The organism is Streptomyces sp., from assembly GCF_050698815.1.
Classification (GTDB): domain Bacteria; phylum Actinomycetota; class Actinomycetes; order Streptomycetales; family Streptomycetaceae; genus Streptomyces.
Genome location: NZ_JBOHCV010000512.1, coordinates 1 through 13,793 on the forward strand (window position 1 = coordinate 1; position 13,793 = coordinate 13,793).

The following is a 13,793-nucleotide window of genomic DNA, read 5'->3' on the forward strand; positions in this document are numbered from 1 at the left end:
GGAGCCTGAAACGCGGCCGGGAACCCGTTTTGGAGCACTGTCCACGATCAGGTAATGTTCCTCCTGTCGTTGAACGGGGCGAGGCCGCGAGGCCAGACCGGGAAGCGGCCACCCGGACAAGATCCCCACACCAGGGGTTGCGTTTTGGTGGGCTATGGTGTAATTGGCAGCACGGCTGATTCTGGTTCAGTTAGTCTAGGTTCGAGTCCTGGTAGCCCAGCGCGATCTTCGTTCAACGCACTCTGTGTGCTGTGAAGTTGGCAAGATCGAGGCCCCCGTTGTGTAGCGGCCTAGCACGCCGCCCTCTCAAGGCGGTAGCGCCGGTTCGAATCCGGTCGGGGGTACTGGTTCACCTCACGTGAACCGCATGAAGGCCCCCGTTGTGTAGCGGCCTAGCACGCCGCCCTCTCAAGGCGGTAGCGCCGGTTCGAATCCGGTCGGGGGTACTCGATCACTGATCGGCAGCAGGCCCTTCCCGCGGGAAGGGCCTTTCGCGTGCGACAGGCCTGTCAGGCCGTCGTCCGGCGCAGCGCGTCGCTCAGCCGTGCCGCCGCGTCGACGATCGCCTGCGCGTGCATCCGGCCGGGGTGCCGGGTCAGCCGCTCGATGGGTCCGGAGACCGAGACCGCCGCGACCACGCGGTTGGACGGGCCGCGTACGGGCGCGGAGACGGAGGCGACGCCCGGTTCCCGCTCGCCCACCGACTGGGCCCAGCCCCGTCGCCGTACGCCCGAGAGCGCCGTCGCCGTGAAGCGGGCCCCTTGCAGGCCCCGGTGCAGCCGCTCCGGCTCTTCCCAGGCCATCAGGATCTGCGCGGCGGAGCCCGCCTTCATGGGCAGGGTCGAGCCGACCGGGACGGTGTCCCGCAATCCGGACAGCCGCTCGGCGGCGGCCACGCAGATGCGCATCTCGCCCTGGCGCCGGTAGAGCTGGGCGCTCTCGCCCGTCACGTCGCGCAGGTGTGTCAGCACCGGGCCGGCCGAGGCGAGGAGCCGGTCCTCACCCGCGGCGGCGGCCAGTTCGCCGAGCCTCGGGCCGAGGATGAACCGCCCCTGTATGTCCCGTGCCACTATGCGGTGATGCTCCAGGGCCACCGCCAGCCGGTGTGCCGTGGGGCGCGCCAGGCCGGTCGCCGTGACCAGCCCGGCGAGGGTGGCCGGACCGGACTCCAGAGCGCTCAGTACCAGAGCCGCCTTGTCGAGAACGCCGACACCGCTAGAGTTGTCCATGCGTCGATACTCGCGTCTCAGAGTGTGAAACGCAAGTTCCTTTTTCGGCGCCACCCGCCACTCTGGAGTGGCGCGGCACACGTGGCAGCACGCCCGGACCCCGGGGAACGGGGGAGACGGACCCGCCGGCAAGGCCGGTGCGTGCCCAATGGATCTCGACATGTGGTCGGCGACGCGGCCGGCCGAAGGGAAAGCGATGGGACGGACACTCGCGGAGAAGGTCTGGGACGACCATGTCGTCAGGCGCGCGGAAGGCGAGCCGGACCTTCTCTTCATCGATCTGCACCTGCTGCACGAGGTGACCAGTCCGCAGGCCTTCGACGGGCTCCGGCAGAACGGCCGCCGGGTGCGCCGCACCGACCTGACCATCGCGACCGAGGACCACAACACCCCGACCCTCGACATCGACAAGCCCATCGCCGACCCGGTATCCCGCACCCAGCTGGAGACGCTGCGCAAGAACTGCGCGGACTTCGGCGTGCGGCTGCACCCGCTGGGCGACGTCGAGCAGGGCGTCGTGCACGTGGTGGGGCCGCAGCTGGGCCTGACCCAGCCGGGGACGACGGTGGTGTGCGGTGACTCGCACACCTCCACGCACGGGGCGTTCGGCGCGCTGGCGTTCGGCATCGGCACCAGCCAGGTCGAGCACGTACTGGCGACCCAGACGCTGCCGATGGCGCCGTTCCGGACCATGGCGATCACCGTCAACGGCGAGCTGCCCGACGACGTCACCGCCAAGGACCTGATCCTGGCGATCATCGCGAAGATCGGCACCGGCGGCGGCCAGGGCTACGTGATCGAATACCGCGGCGAGGCCATCGAGAAGCTGTCGATGGAGGCGCGGATGACCATCTGCAACATGTCCATCGAGGCGGGCGCGCGGGCCGGGATGATCGCCCCGGACGAGACGACGTTCGACTACGTACAGGGCCGGCCGCACGCCCCGGAGGGCGAGGACTGGGACGCGGCGGTGGCGTACTGGAAGACGCTGCGCTCCGACCAGGACGCGGTCTTCGACCACGAGGTGATCATCGAGGGCGGCGAGCTGGCGCCGTTCGTGACCTGGGGCACCAACCCGGGCCAGGGCGCACCGCTGTCCGCTTCGGTGCCGGACCCGGCGTCCTTCGCGGACGCGGGCGCCAAGGTGGCCGCCGAGAAGGCGCTGGAGTACATGGGGCTCAGCGCCGGCCAGCCGCTGCGGGAGGTCGCCGTCGACACCGTCTTCGTCGGTTCCTGCACCAACGGCCGTATCGAGGACCTGCGTTCGGCCGCGTCCGTACTGTCGGGGCGGCAGGTCGCCGACGGTCTGCGGATGCTGGTCGTGCCCGGTTCCGTACGGGTCGCGCTGCAGGCCGTCGAGGAGGGCCTGGACAAGGTCTTCACCGCGGCCGGGGCCGAATGGCGGCACGCGGGCTGTTCGATGTGCCTGGGCATGAACCCCGACCAGCTCAAGCCCGGTGAGCGCGCGGCCTCCACCTCCAACCGCAACTTCGAGGGCAGGCAGGGCAAGGGCGGTCGCACCCACCTGGTCTCCCCGCAGGTCGCCGCCGCGACGGCGGTGCTGGGACACCTCGCCTCCCCGGCCGACCTGGCCGCAGGTCCGCACAGCCCGTCCACCGAGCCCGCTGGAGTATGAGAGCGATGGAAGCCTTCACCACACACACCGGGCGAGTCGTTCCGCTGCGCCGCGACAACGTCGACACCGACCAGATCATCCCCGCTCACTGGCTGAAGAAGGTCACCAGGGACGGCTTTGAGGACGGGCTGTTCGAGGCGTGGCGCAAGAACCCGGAGTTCGTGCTCAACCAGAGCGCCCACGCGGGCGGCACGGTGCTGGTCGCGGGGCAGGACTTCGGTACCGGCTCCTCCCGCGAGCACGCCGTCTGGGCGCTGCAGAACTACGGCTTCAAGGCCGTCATCTCCCCCCGCTTCGCGGACATCTTCCGTGGCAACTCGCTGAAGAACGGCCTGCTCACGGTCGTACTGCCGCAGCAGACGGTGGAAGCCCTGTGGGAGCTGGCCGAGTCCGACCCGGCCGCCGAGGTGACCGTCGACCTTGTCCGGCGCAAGGTGCTGGCCCCGGGCGTCGATGCCGACTTCGAACTCGACGAGAACGCCCGCTGGCGGCTGCTGGAAGGGCTCGACGACATCAGCCTCACCCTTCAGAACGACGACGCCATCGCGGAGTACGAGGCGAAGCGGCCGGCGTTCAAGCCGCTGACGCAGCAGGCCTGACGCCGGCCCGGCCGACCTGACCGGAGGGCCCGCGGGACCCGGGCCGCCACCCGTTCGGCGCCTCCTGCCGCGCGGATTCCACGCTGGTTCGGTCCGGTTCCACGCCTCTTCAGCCCCACCACACCTCGCGCGCCCCCCGCCCACGGCGGGGGGCGCGTCCGCGTGTTGGCGTCGCAACAGGCGACAACTCACCTCAGATGGCACAATCGGTGCATGGAACGCGACGGCCAACTCGAGCTCTACGACCGCCTCGCCGCCCGCTTGAAAGAGGCGCACACCAGGGTGCGCACGCTGCAAGTCCCCGAGGGCGTACGGGTGGCGCTGACCCGGAAACTGCTCGTCATCACGGCGGCTTCGAAGCACGATCTCGCCGACGCGGCCCGCCGGGTGGACCGCCTGATGACGGATATCGACGAGGGGCGCTTCCCCGAGGAACAGGCAGGCAAGGGCCGTGACGGAAGTCGTTGAGGGGCGACTTCGTTGCGACACAAGGGTGATTCGCCCGTTTCATGTTTGATTCGCGGTATATATCTGCCTAGCGTGCGAAAAAGCTTGAGACATTCGTTCCTGCAATAGTTCCGAAGGGGAAGACGTGAACAAGGCGCAGCTCGTCGAAGCAATCCAAGACAAGCTCGGTGGACGGCAGCAGGCCGCCGACGCGGTTGATGTCGTACTGGACGCGATCGTCCGCTCCGTGGTCGGAGGTGAGCGGGTCTCGGTCACCGGGTTCGGCTCCTTCGAGAAGGTGGACCGCCCGGCGCGGTACGCCCGCAACCCGCAGACCGGGGAGCGGGTGCGGGTCAAGAAGACCTCGGTGCCGCGGTTCCGCGCGGGCGCCGGGTTCAAGGAGCTCGTCAGTGGAGCGAAGAAGCTCCCCAAGCACGACGTCGCCGTGAAGAAGGCGCCGAAGGGCAGCCTGATGGGCGGCACTTCCACCAAGAAGGCCGCCACCAAGCGGGCCGCGGCGAAGAAGTCCGCGGCGAAGAAGACCACGGCGAAGCGGCCGGCGGCCAAGACCACCGCGAAGCGGGCACCCGCGAAGAAGGCGGCGGTCAAGAAGACCACGGCGGCCAAGACGGCCGCGAAGAAGGCGACCGCGAAGAAGACCACGGCCAAGAAGACGACCGCGAAGAAGGCGACCGCCAAGAAGACCACGGGCAAGAAGACGACCGCCAAGAAGGCGACCGCCAAGAAGTCCCCGGCCAGGAAGAGCACCGCCAAGAAGTCGCCGGCCCGCAGGTCGGCGGCCCGCAAGACCACCGCCACGCGGGCCACGGCGCGCAAGCGCTGACCGCGACGAGGACCCCGCCCCCACAGCGCCGGGCCGGACTCCCATGGGGGAGCCCGGCCCGGCGGGCGTTTGCTCCCCCTCGGGTGCCTCGGTTCCCCAGCCCCCTCGGGCCACTCAGAGCGTCTGCAGCGTCACGAACGTGACCCGGCGCTCCTCGCCCTCTCCCTCGACCTCCACGCGCACGCGCTGGCCCACGCGCAGCAGGCGCAGGTCGCCCGCGTCGAAGGCGGCGGCGTCGAAGGGCAGCGGCGTCCCGTCGTCGAGCAGCACGCTGCCGGAGCGGGTGTCGGGATCGTAGGTGTACGAAGTGGCCTGCATGCCGCCGAGCTTACGACCTGTCCCGGCCGCCCTTCCCGTGCCGCCCTGGCCGCCCCTGCCGGGCGGCGGGCGGGATCAGGCCGGTGCGGCTCCCGCGCCCAGGTGGGCCCGGGCCGTGAACGCGCCCACGCCCAGCGCCACAGCCTCCGCGAGGTCCGCACCCGTGTCGACGTCCTGGCGCACGCTCCGCACGCCGGAGAGGGCGATCTCCGCCGCCCCGGACGCCTGGTGCCGCTCGCGTGAGCGGAGGCCGAAGGCCGGGGCGAGCGCGTGGCCCGGCAGCGCCGACAGCAACGTGGTGCCCGTACCCACGGCGTCGGCGAGGAAGGCGCGCGGGAAGCGGGCCGCCGCATCGAGCACCTGTGCCAGCTCCGCGGGGCGCAGCGCGGGCAGATCCGCGTTGAGCGCCGCCAGCGCCGCGTCCGGGGTGCGGGCGCGCACCACCGCCTCACCGTGCGTCAGGGCCGCGTTGAGGCCGTTGTCCGGAGTGTCCGGCACGATCCGCGCTCCCAGGGCGCCCAGCTCCGCTCCCGCGCGCTGATCGTCCGTGACAACTGCCACATCGCGCACCGCGGCGCACGCCAGCGCCGCGCTCACCGTGTCCTGAGCGAAGGCGAGCGCGAGTCCGGCGCGCGCGGCATCGTCCGTCGTGCCGCTGAGCCTGCTCTTGGCCAGCGGGAGCGGCTTCAAGGGCACCACGAGGGTCCACGTCGGGGGCGTCGCACGGTGCTGCATCACCGTCATTCTCACCCGCTGCCGGACCGGCCCCGCACACCCGGGGTTACGGTGTTCGACAGGCGGGACCCGCTGCGCCGCGGGACGTGTGCTCGACACGGCGGGGGGTGGGGGGTGAGACTTGCCCCTCGCGCGTCGGGGAGGACCCACGTCCGCCGCGCTGGGCAGGTCCACGCCCGCTGTGCCCGGGGCACAGCGCGGCCGGTGGCGACCCGCTCCCCCCGGGAGGCCCCGTGCGCGGCGTACCGCACCGCCGCCGGGGACCCACGTGGCTGTTGGAACAGGCAAGAGGAGATGGTGTCCGGGTGTCCCGCCGCAGAATCGGCTTCTGGTACCGCCTTGCCGCGTTTTTGCTGAAACCGCCGCTGAGGGTGTTCTTCAGGCGGGACTGGCGCGGAATGGAACATATTCCGGAAAACGGTGGATTCATCACCGTCGTCAATCACAACTCGGCCCTCGACCCGCTTTCCTACGCCCACTTCCAGTACAACACCGGACGCGTGCCGCGGTTTCTGGCGAAGGTCAGCCTGTTCAGGGGCGGTCTCCTGGGCGTGATGCTGCGCGGTATGGGGCAGATTCCCGTCTTCCGCGAGTCCAAGGACGCCATAGGCGCCTTCCGTGCCGCCGTCGAGGCCGTCAACAAGGGCGAGTGCGTGGCGTTCTACCCCGAGGGCACTCTCACGCGGGAGCCAGGGATGTGGCCGATGAAGGGCAAGACCGGCGCTGCCCGGGTCGCGCTGGCGACGAAGGCCCCGGTCATCCCGGTCGCGCAGTGGGGCGCCAACCTCGCCGTGCCGCCGTACCCGAAGCGGGGGGACATCAAGCTCCTGCACCGCCAGATCCTGACGGTGCAGGCCGGGCCGCCCGTCGATCTCTCGGAGTTCTACGGGCAGGAGGCGACCGCCGCGGTGCTGCGGGAGGTCACCGAGCGCATCATGGACGCGATCACCACGGAGTTGTCCGAGATCCGCGGGGAGCCCGCTCCCACCGCGCGCTTCGACTACCGCAACACCGCCGAGCCCACCGGGCAGCAGGCAGAACAGCAGGCAGCACCGACGCAGCGGTCACCACGGGACGCGGGGGCCCCCGGGGCCGCCGAGGGAGAGAACGCGTGACGAAAGCGGCCGTATTCGGCACCGGTTCCTGGGGCACCGCCTTCGCAATGGTGCTCGCCGACGCGGGCTGTGAGGTGACCCTCTGGGGCCGCCGCCCCGAACTGGCCCACGAGATCAACACCCGGCACGTCAACCCCGACTACCTTCCGGACGTCGTACTCCCCGCCGCCGTGACCGCCACCACCGACGCGGCGGAGGCGGCCCACGGCGCGGAGTTCACCGTGCTCGCCGTGCCGTCGCAGACGCTGCGCGGCAACCTCGCCGGCTGGGCTCCGCTGCTGCACCCCGGCACCGTCCTGGTCTCCCTCATGAAAGGCGTCGAACTCGGCACCGCGAAGCGGATGAGCGAGGTCATCGAAGAGGTCGCCGAGGTGGAACCCGCGCGCGTGGCGGTGCTCACCGGGCCGAACCTGGCCAAGGAGATCGCCGCCCGGCTGCCCGCCGCCTCGGTCGTGGCCTGCGTGGACGAGTCCGTGGCCCAGCGGCTGCAGGCCGCCTGCCACACGCCCTACTTCCGCCCGTACACCAACACCGACGTCGTCGGCTGTGAACTGGGCGGCGCGGTCAAGAACGTCATCGCGCTGGCGGTCGGCATCGCCGACGGCATGGCCCTCGGTGACAACGCCAAGGGGTCCCTGATCACCCGCGGACTCGCCGAAACGACCCGGCTCGGGCTGGCGATGGGCGCCGACCCGCGCACCTTCGCGGGACTCGCCGGCATGGGCGACCTCGTCGCCACCTGCTCCTCGCCGCTCTCCCGCAACAACACTTTCGGCAAGAACCTCGGCCGCGGCATGACCCTCCAGGAGACGATCGCGGTCACCCGGCAGACCGCGGAGGGTGTCAAGTCCTGCGAGTCCGTACGGGAACTGGCCCGGCGGCACGGGGTGGAGATGCCGCTCACCGAGACGGTCGTCGGCATCGTGCACGAGGGCAAGCCGCCGCTGGTGGCGCTCAAGGAACTGATGGCGCGCAGCGCGAAAGCCGAACGCGTCTGACCCTGACGCCTCGGGTACCAGCAGGTAAAGTCAGCGCGATATGAGCAGCCAGAACCCCTCCCGCAAACCCCGCGTCGCCGTCGTCTTCGGCGGCCGCAGCTCCGAGCACGCCATCTCGGTGGTCACCGCCGGCGCCGTACTCGCCGCCATCGACCGCGAGAAGTACGAGGTGTTGCCCATCGGCATCACCACGGACGGCCGCTGGGCACTGACCGCCGACGCACCCGAGCGGATGGCGATCGAGAACCGCAAGCTGCCCAGCGTCGCCGAGCTGGCCGAGTCCGATTCGGGCGGCGTGCTGCTGCCCCTCGACCCCGGCAGCCGCGAGGTGACCTACAACGAGCCCGGCTCCGTGCCCAAGGTGCTCGGCGAGGTCGACGTCGTCTTCCCCATGCTGCACGGCCCGTACGGCGAAGACGGCACCCTGCAGGGACTGCTGGAGCTGTCCGGCCTGCCCTACGTCGGCGCGGGCGTCCTCGCCTCCGCCGTCGGCATGGACAAGGAGTACATGAAGCGGGTCTTCACGTCCTTCGGGCTGCCGGTCGGTCCGTACGTGACCATCCGGCCCCGTGAGTGGACCGCGGACCCGGGCGGGGCGCGCAAGAAGATCGTGGACCTGGCGGGCGAACACGGCTGGCCGCTCTTCGTGAAACCCGCCCGGGCCGGTTCCTCGATCGGCATCACCAAGGTCGACGAGCTCGGCGGCCTGGACGAGGCCGTCGCCGAGGCACAGCGCCACGACCCCAAGGTGATCGTGGAAGCGCTGCTCAGCGGTCGCGAGATCGAGTGCGGTGTGCTGGAGTTCGAGGACGGCCCGCGCGCGAGCGTGCCGGCGGAGATTCCCCCGGTCAGCGCGCATGACTTCTACGACTTCGAGGCGAAGTACATCGACTCGGCCTCCGGCATTGTGCCCGCGCCGCTCACGCCGGAGGAGACCGACCGGGTGCGGGAGCTGGCGGTACGGGCCTTCGAGGCCGCCTCCTGCGAAGGGCTCGTCCGAGCGGACTTCTTCCTCACGGACGACGGTGAGTTCGTCATCAACGAGATCAACACGATGCCGGGCTTCACGCCCATCTCGATGTATCCGCGGATGTGGCAGAAGAGCGGCGTCAGCTACGCCGAGCTGGTCGACCGACTCATCCAGGCGGCGCTCCGCCGGGAGACGGGCCTGCGGTAACGCGGCGGCGCGCCTGCCGCGCGGCGAGCCCCCATCCCGCTGCGTGCGCCCCGGTACGGGACATCCCGCTGTGCCGGAGCCACCCGGCTGCGTGGAAACTCTCTCCCGTGCGGGGACTTCCCGCCCTGCGGGAACACCGCTGCGCGGAACGTCCGCTGTGCGGGACTTCAGCTGTGGGGAGCGCCGACCCGAAAGGGACTCCGCGCGTCGTCAGGCGCGGCGGTGTACGGATGCCCGTACGGCCGACGCGAGGTCGGTCAGCGCGCCGATCTCCGGCGCGTACGCGTCGGGGACCGTCAACTCGACGTTCGCCGTGCGGTCCGTGGTGGTGAAGCGGTACCCCTCGTCCTGCTGTTCCAGCAGCCAGGAGACGCCGTTGACTTCCGCGGCCTCCGCCGTGGGGTTGTAATGTTCACTACTGGGCGAGAGCCTCTCGGGTCGCGGCACTCCGCAGCGCAGCTCGATGGCCGGATCGCCCCACGCCGCCGTGTACTTCGAGGCGGGGTCGAGCGTGATCCGCTGTTGCCCCGCCACGCGTTCGGGCAGCCGGTCGTGCAGCGACCTGCACGACGCCGCCGCCTTGCCCGACGGGCTGGGCGCCGCCGGGCCACCGCCGGCCAAGGCCGTGCAGCCCGCGGCGACCAACGCGACGGCCAAGGCTGTGACCAGGGCGGCGACGGCGACGGTGACAGATACCCGGCGGTGCGAAGCGCTCACCGGGTGAGCATACGGGGGAGTCAGAGATGGACGATCGGACAGGTCAGGGTGCGCGTGATGCCGTCCACCTTCTGGATCTTGGCGACGACCATGCGGCCGAGGTCGTCGACCGTGTCGGCCTGTGCGCGCACGATCACGTCGTAGGGTCCGGTCACATCCTCGGCGTGCATGATGCCCGGCAGTTTGGCGATGAGGTCGGCGACGGTCGACGCCTTGCCGACCTCGGTCTGGATCAGGATGTACGCCTGTACCACGGAACCTCCAGGGCGGTTGCGAGGATCATGGAGGGAGAGGGGACGCCACGGTACCGCGTCGCCGCTACCGCGGGGGAGACCCGACGCACGGTCGGTGACGGCGACCCGGTGAGCCGGGGGCTTCCTCAGGTCTGCCGGAGGCGGCTGCCCGGGCAGGAGTCGAGGCGGCAGCGCGGGGTACCGGTGACGGCGGCCGGGGGACGAATGGCGACAGGTGAAGGGGCGGAGCGATGCGGGAGCTGAACGGGGAGTATCACGGGGGGTACCCGCGAATGCCGGGCACCGTGGGTGAGCTCGGAGAGTTCGGCCTGATCCGGGAGTTGACCTCCAGGCTCACCACCACCCCCGCCGTGCACATCGGACCCGGCGACGACGCGGCGGTGATCGCGGCGCCGGACCGCCGGGTGGTGGCGAGCACCGACATCCTGCTGGAGGGGCGGCACTTCCGGCGCGACTGGTCCACGGCCTACGACGTGGGACGCAAGGCCGCCGCCGAGAACCTCGCGGACATCGCCGCGATGGGCGCGGTGCCCACCGCCCTGCTGCTCGGCCTCGTCGTCCCCGCCGAACTCCCCGCGAACTGGCCGACGGAACTCATGGACGGCATCCGCGACGAGGCCCAGGTCGCCTCCGCGGCCGTCGTCGGCGGCGATGTCGTACGCGGCGACGTCATCACCGTCTCCATCACCGCGCTCGGCGACATGCGCAACCATGAACCGGTGACCCGCTCCGGCGCCCGGCCGGGCGACACCGTCGCCGTCACCGGCTGGCTGGGCTGGTCGGCGGCCGGCCACGCGGTGCTCTCCCGCGGCTTCCGCTCGCCCCGCGCCTTCGTCGAGGCGCACCGGCGGCCCGAACCACCCTATCACGCGGGCCCCGCCGCCGCCGGGCTCGGTGCCACCTCGATGACCGACGTCAGCGACGGCCTCGTCGCCGACCTCGGCCACATCGCGGACGCCAGCCGGGTCCGCATCGATCTGCGCTCGGCCGACCTGGACGTGCCCGCGCAGATGTCGGACATCGGACAGGCGGTCGGCATCGACCCGCTGCACTGGGTACTCACCGGCGGCGAGGACCACGCGCTCGTGGCGACCTTCCCGCCCGACACCAAGCTCCCGGCGCGCTGGCGCAAGATCGGCGAAGTGCTCGGGCCGACGGCTCATTCCCAGGTGACGGTGGACGGCGCGCCCTGGGAGAAGGCCGGCGGCTGGGACCACTTCGGCGGCGGGGAGCAGGGCTGACGGAAACCGGGGAGCGCCGCCCGGCTACGGTCGCGGGTATGGACACACCCATACCCGCATCCGCGCCGCCACGCGTGCTGACCGTCGCCGGTTCCGACTCCGGCGGCGGCGCCGGCATCCAGGCCGACCTCAAGACGATGCTGGCGCTGGGCACGCACGGCATGAGCGTCGTCACCGCCGTGACCGCGCAGAACTCCCTTGGTGTGCAGGGCTACTGGGAGCTGCCGGCCGAGGCCGTGCGGGCCCAGTTCCGCAGTGTCGTCGACGACATCGGCGTCCAGGCCGTCAAGACCGGGATGCTGGCGTCGGCGGAGCTGGTCGGGACGGTGGCCGGGCTGCTCGCCGGGGTGTCCGTGCCCGTCGTCATCGACCCGGTGGGGGTCTCCAAGCACGGCGACTCGCTACTCGCCCAGGACGCTCTGGAATCGGTACGCACCGAGCTGCTGCCGACGGCGACCGTCGTCACCCCCAACCTCGACGAGGTCACCCAGCTCACGGGCGTACGCGTCGCAGACGAGGACGGCCTGCGGGAAGCCGCCGCGGCGGTGCTCTCGTACGGGCCCCGCTGGGCACTGATCAAGGGCGGTCACCTGCGTGCCGGCGGCGAGGCCGTCGACCTGCTGACCGATGGCCGTGAGGAGTACTGGCTGCGCGCACTCCGGTACGACAACCGGCACACCCATGGCACCGGCTGCACCCTCGCCAGTGCCCTCGCGGCGCAGCTGGCGCGCGGGGCGTCGGTACCGGAGGCGGCCGGCGCGGCCAAGGAGTACGTCACGGGTGCGATCGCGGCGGGCTTCCCGCTGGGGGCGGGCCTGGGCCCGGTCGACCACGCCTGGCGGCTCCGCACCGGCTGACCGCACAGCACTGACCGCACAGCAAAGGACCGGTCCGTCGTGAGATGGACCGGTCCTTGAAGCAACCAGCTAGGTGGCCGCGCTGCGTCAGCGCGAGACCTTGCCGGCCTTGATGCACGAGGTGCAGGCGTTGAGGCGCTTCGGCGTCCCGCCGACCACTGCACGCACGCGCTGGATGTTCGGGTTCCAGCGACGCGGGGTGCGGCGGTGCGAGTGGGAGATGCTGTTGCCGAAGCCCGGCCCCTTGCCGCAGACGTCGCAGTTGGCAGCCACGGGTCACTCCAAAGACTTCAGATGGTACGGAAATTCCCGGCGACACCGGCACAGAGACTGACCGGCACTGCCAGGGAGGAAATGACGCCCGATAGTCATCAGGCAACCGGAGCAGCATACAACGGCTGCTCACGAACGGCGAAACCAGCCCACAGCCGCCCGCTGCGGAACGGGTGTTCCCGGGGGAGAGGGGTGCTACTCGCCGGTCAGGATCTAGTGTCGTGACCGGCAATGTTTGCCCGTTGGGGAGCGTCGTCCAGTGCGTGCGATCGCAAGGCGGCCGGAAGTCCTTGTAGCGGAGCTACCAGGGCTTTTGGCCAACGCGGCGAGCGTGCGTGATGGACGGCGCGACAGGGCAAAGCTTGCCGGGAGGGGCACTAACCTTCGGGAAGTCGTCAGTGTTACCGACCGTAGGAGGTTCTCACGTGCCGCACCCGTTCGACTCCACGGCGGTACGGGCATGGGTCGCGCTCGCTCTGGAGGCGGTCGGTGAAGGCCGGGAGGAGATCGACGCGATCAACGTCTTCCCGGTGGCCGACGGCGACACGGGCACCAACCTCTACCGCACGCTGGACGCGGCCGCCCGCGACCTCGAGGCGGACGGTCACGGGCCATCCGGGTCCCCCGGATCACCCGGGCCTCCGCTCCGTGTCCTGGCCCGCGGTGCGCTGCTCGGTGCCTGCGGCAACTCCGGCACGATCCTGGCCCAGTTGCTGCGTGGCATGGCGGAGGTCTACGGCGCGGGAGACGGCCCGGAGAAGGATGAACACACCGGTGACGGAGACCGGTTGGCCGAGGCACTGCGGCAGGCGGCGCGGTCCGCCTACCGGGCGGTGGCCCACCCCGTCGAGGGGACGATGCTGACCGTGGCCGGGGCCGCGGCCGCCGCGGCCGCCCGCGCAGCCGGAGAGGAGCCGGACGCGGTGGCGCGTGCCGCGTACGAGGGCGCCCGTACCGCGCTGTCGGAGACGACCGGACAGCTGGACGTGCTGCGCCGGGCCGGAGTGGTCGACGCCGGTGGCAGCGGCCTGGTCGCAGTGCTCGGCGCCCTGGCCGACGCGCTGACGGACCCCGGCACCCCGCTCCGGTCCCGCGAAATCCTGGAGCTGCACGGTCCGCCCGAAGGCGGCCTGTCGGACGTGCCCGGGGCGGCCGGACCGAAGGGGGAGGGCGGACCGTCGTACGAGGTGATGTATCTCCTCGAGGCCGGCGACGCGGCCGTCGCCGCCCTGCGGGAACGCCTGGACGGCCTCGGCGACTCACTCGTCGTCGGCGGCGGTGACCGACTGTGGAGCGTGCATGTGCACGTCGACGACGCCGGCGCGGCCGTGGAGGCGGGCATCGGTGCGGGCC

Annotated in this window: 16 protein-coding genes and 3 tRNA genes; 13 read left to right on the top strand and 6 right to left on the bottom strand. The window is 71.2% G+C overall.

The annotated features are described in order from the left end of the window. Window positions 1-148 precede the first annotated feature (148 nt). From ACRDP3_RS18300 to ACRDP3_RS18310, 3 genes are all read left to right on the top strand, one after another. Window positions 149-220: transfer RNA gene (locus ACRDP3_RS18300), tRNA-Gln, on the top strand. Window positions 221-271: 51 nt separating this feature from the next. Continuing rightward, window positions 272-344, top strand: a tRNA-Glu gene (locus ACRDP3_RS18305). A 29-nt stretch (window positions 345-373) separates the two neighbouring features. Then, window positions 374-446: transfer RNA gene (locus tag ACRDP3_RS18310), tRNA-Glu, on the top strand. Between the two features lie 63 nt (window positions 447-509). Here ACRDP3_RS18310 and ndgR read toward each other — a convergent pair. Beyond that, entirely contained in the window at window positions 510-1,229 is a 720-nt protein-coding gene (gene ndgR / locus ACRDP3_RS18315; RefSeq protein ID WP_431518041.1) for an IclR family transcriptional regulator NdgR, read from the bottom strand. A 196-nt stretch (window positions 1,230-1,425) separates the two neighbouring features. Here ndgR and leuC point away from each other — a divergent pair, with 196 nt between their 5' ends. From leuC to ACRDP3_RS18335, 4 genes are all read left to right on the top strand, one after another. Further along, on the top strand, window positions 1,426-2,865 hold the full coding sequence (leuC, locus tag ACRDP3_RS18320) for a 3-isopropylmalate dehydratase large subunit (RefSeq protein ID WP_431518042.1): 1,440 nt from the start codon (window positions 1,426-1,428) through the stop codon (window positions 2,863-2,865). Between the two features lie 5 nt (window positions 2,866-2,870). Further along, window positions 2,871-3,464, top strand: coding sequence for a 3-isopropylmalate dehydratase small subunit (gene leuD / locus ACRDP3_RS18325; protein WP_431518043.1), 594 nt, complete (start codon window positions 2,871-2,873; stop codon window positions 3,462-3,464). 213 nt (window positions 3,465-3,677) lie between these two features. Next, window positions 3,678-3,932 carry a hypothetical protein gene (locus tag ACRDP3_RS18330; RefSeq protein WP_431518044.1) on the top strand — a complete coding sequence of 85 codons (255 nt, stop codon included), beginning with the start codon at window positions 3,678-3,680 and terminating at the stop codon, window positions 3,930-3,932. A 124-nt stretch (window positions 3,933-4,056) separates the two neighbouring features. Then, the gene (locus tag ACRDP3_RS18335; RefSeq protein WP_431518045.1) at window positions 4,057-4,755 is read left to right on the top strand and encodes an HU family DNA-binding protein; all 699 of its coding nucleotides are present in this window, start codon (window positions 4,057-4,059) and stop codon (window positions 4,753-4,755) included. Window positions 4,756-4,869: 114 nt separating this feature from the next. Here the strand turns inward: ACRDP3_RS18335 and ACRDP3_RS18340 are convergent, their stop codons facing one another. Then, entirely contained in the window at window positions 4,870-5,073 is a 204-nt protein-coding gene (locus tag ACRDP3_RS18340; RefSeq protein WP_431518046.1) for a hypothetical protein, read from the bottom strand. A 75-nt stretch (window positions 5,074-5,148) separates the two neighbouring features. After that, entirely contained in the window at window positions 5,149-5,817 is a 669-nt protein-coding gene (gene cofC / locus ACRDP3_RS18345; RefSeq protein WP_431518047.1) for a 2-phospho-L-lactate guanylyltransferase, read from the bottom strand. 296 nt (window positions 5,818-6,113) lie between these two features. Between cofC and ACRDP3_RS18350 the strand changes: the two genes are divergently transcribed. The 3 genes from ACRDP3_RS18350 to ACRDP3_RS18360 are packed head-to-tail and all read left to right on the top strand — an operon-like array spanning window position 6,114 to window position 9,098. Beyond that, a complete protein-coding gene (locus ACRDP3_RS18350) occupies window positions 6,114-6,923 on the top strand; it encodes a lysophospholipid acyltransferase family protein (RefSeq protein ID WP_431518048.1) in 810 nt (269 codons plus the stop codon). Beyond that, window positions 6,920-7,921 carry an NAD(P)H-dependent glycerol-3-phosphate dehydrogenase gene (locus tag ACRDP3_RS18355; protein ID WP_431518049.1) on the top strand — a complete coding sequence of 334 codons (1,002 nt, stop codon included), beginning with the start codon at window positions 6,920-6,922 and terminating at the stop codon, window positions 7,919-7,921. Before ACRDP3_RS18350 ends, ACRDP3_RS18355 begins: the two co-directional genes overlap by 4 nt. 40 nt (window positions 7,922-7,961) lie before the next feature. After that, a complete protein-coding gene (locus ACRDP3_RS18360) occupies window positions 7,962-9,098 on the top strand; it encodes a D-alanine--D-alanine ligase family protein (RefSeq protein ID WP_431518050.1) in 1,137 nt (378 codons plus the stop codon). Between the two features lie 210 nt (window positions 9,099-9,308). Here ACRDP3_RS18360 and ACRDP3_RS18365 read toward each other — a convergent pair whose 3' ends face one another. Together ACRDP3_RS18365 and ACRDP3_RS18370 are read right to left on the bottom strand one after the other, a co-directional pair. Continuing rightward, on the bottom strand, window positions 9,309-9,815 hold the full coding sequence (locus tag ACRDP3_RS18365) for a DUF3515 domain-containing protein (protein WP_431518051.1): 507 nt from the start codon (window positions 9,813-9,815) through the stop codon (window positions 9,309-9,311). A gap of 20 nt (window positions 9,816-9,835) precedes the next feature. Next, entirely contained in the window at window positions 9,836-10,069 is a 234-nt protein-coding gene (locus ACRDP3_RS18370) for an Lrp/AsnC family transcriptional regulator (RefSeq protein ID WP_431518052.1), read from the bottom strand. 272 nt (window positions 10,070-10,341) lie between these two features. Here ACRDP3_RS18370 and ACRDP3_RS18375 point away from each other — a divergent pair, with 272 nt between their 5' ends. Both ACRDP3_RS18375 and thiD read left to right on the top strand, forming a co-directional pair. Next, window positions 10,342-11,310, top strand: a complete 969-nt coding sequence (locus tag ACRDP3_RS18375; RefSeq protein ID WP_431518053.1) for a thiamine-phosphate kinase — start codon at window positions 10,342-10,344, stop codon at window positions 11,308-11,310. Between the two features lie 38 nt (window positions 11,311-11,348). Further along, entirely contained in the window at window positions 11,349-12,167 is an 819-nt protein-coding gene (gene thiD / locus ACRDP3_RS18380; RefSeq protein WP_431518054.1) for a bifunctional hydroxymethylpyrimidine kinase/phosphomethylpyrimidine kinase, read from the top strand. An 87-nt stretch (window positions 12,168-12,254) separates the two neighbouring features. Here thiD and rpmB read toward each other — a convergent pair whose 3' ends face one another. Beyond that, window positions 12,255-12,440, bottom strand: coding sequence for a 50S ribosomal protein L28 (gene rpmB / locus ACRDP3_RS18385; protein WP_027751466.1), 186 nt, complete (start codon window positions 12,438-12,440; stop codon window positions 12,255-12,257). A 425-nt stretch (window positions 12,441-12,865) separates the two neighbouring features. Here rpmB and ACRDP3_RS18390 point away from each other — a divergent pair. Continuing rightward, window positions 12,866-13,793, top strand: a 928-nt coding sequence (locus ACRDP3_RS18390; RefSeq protein WP_431518055.1) for a DAK2 domain-containing protein, incomplete at its 3' end; no start/stop codon positions are given.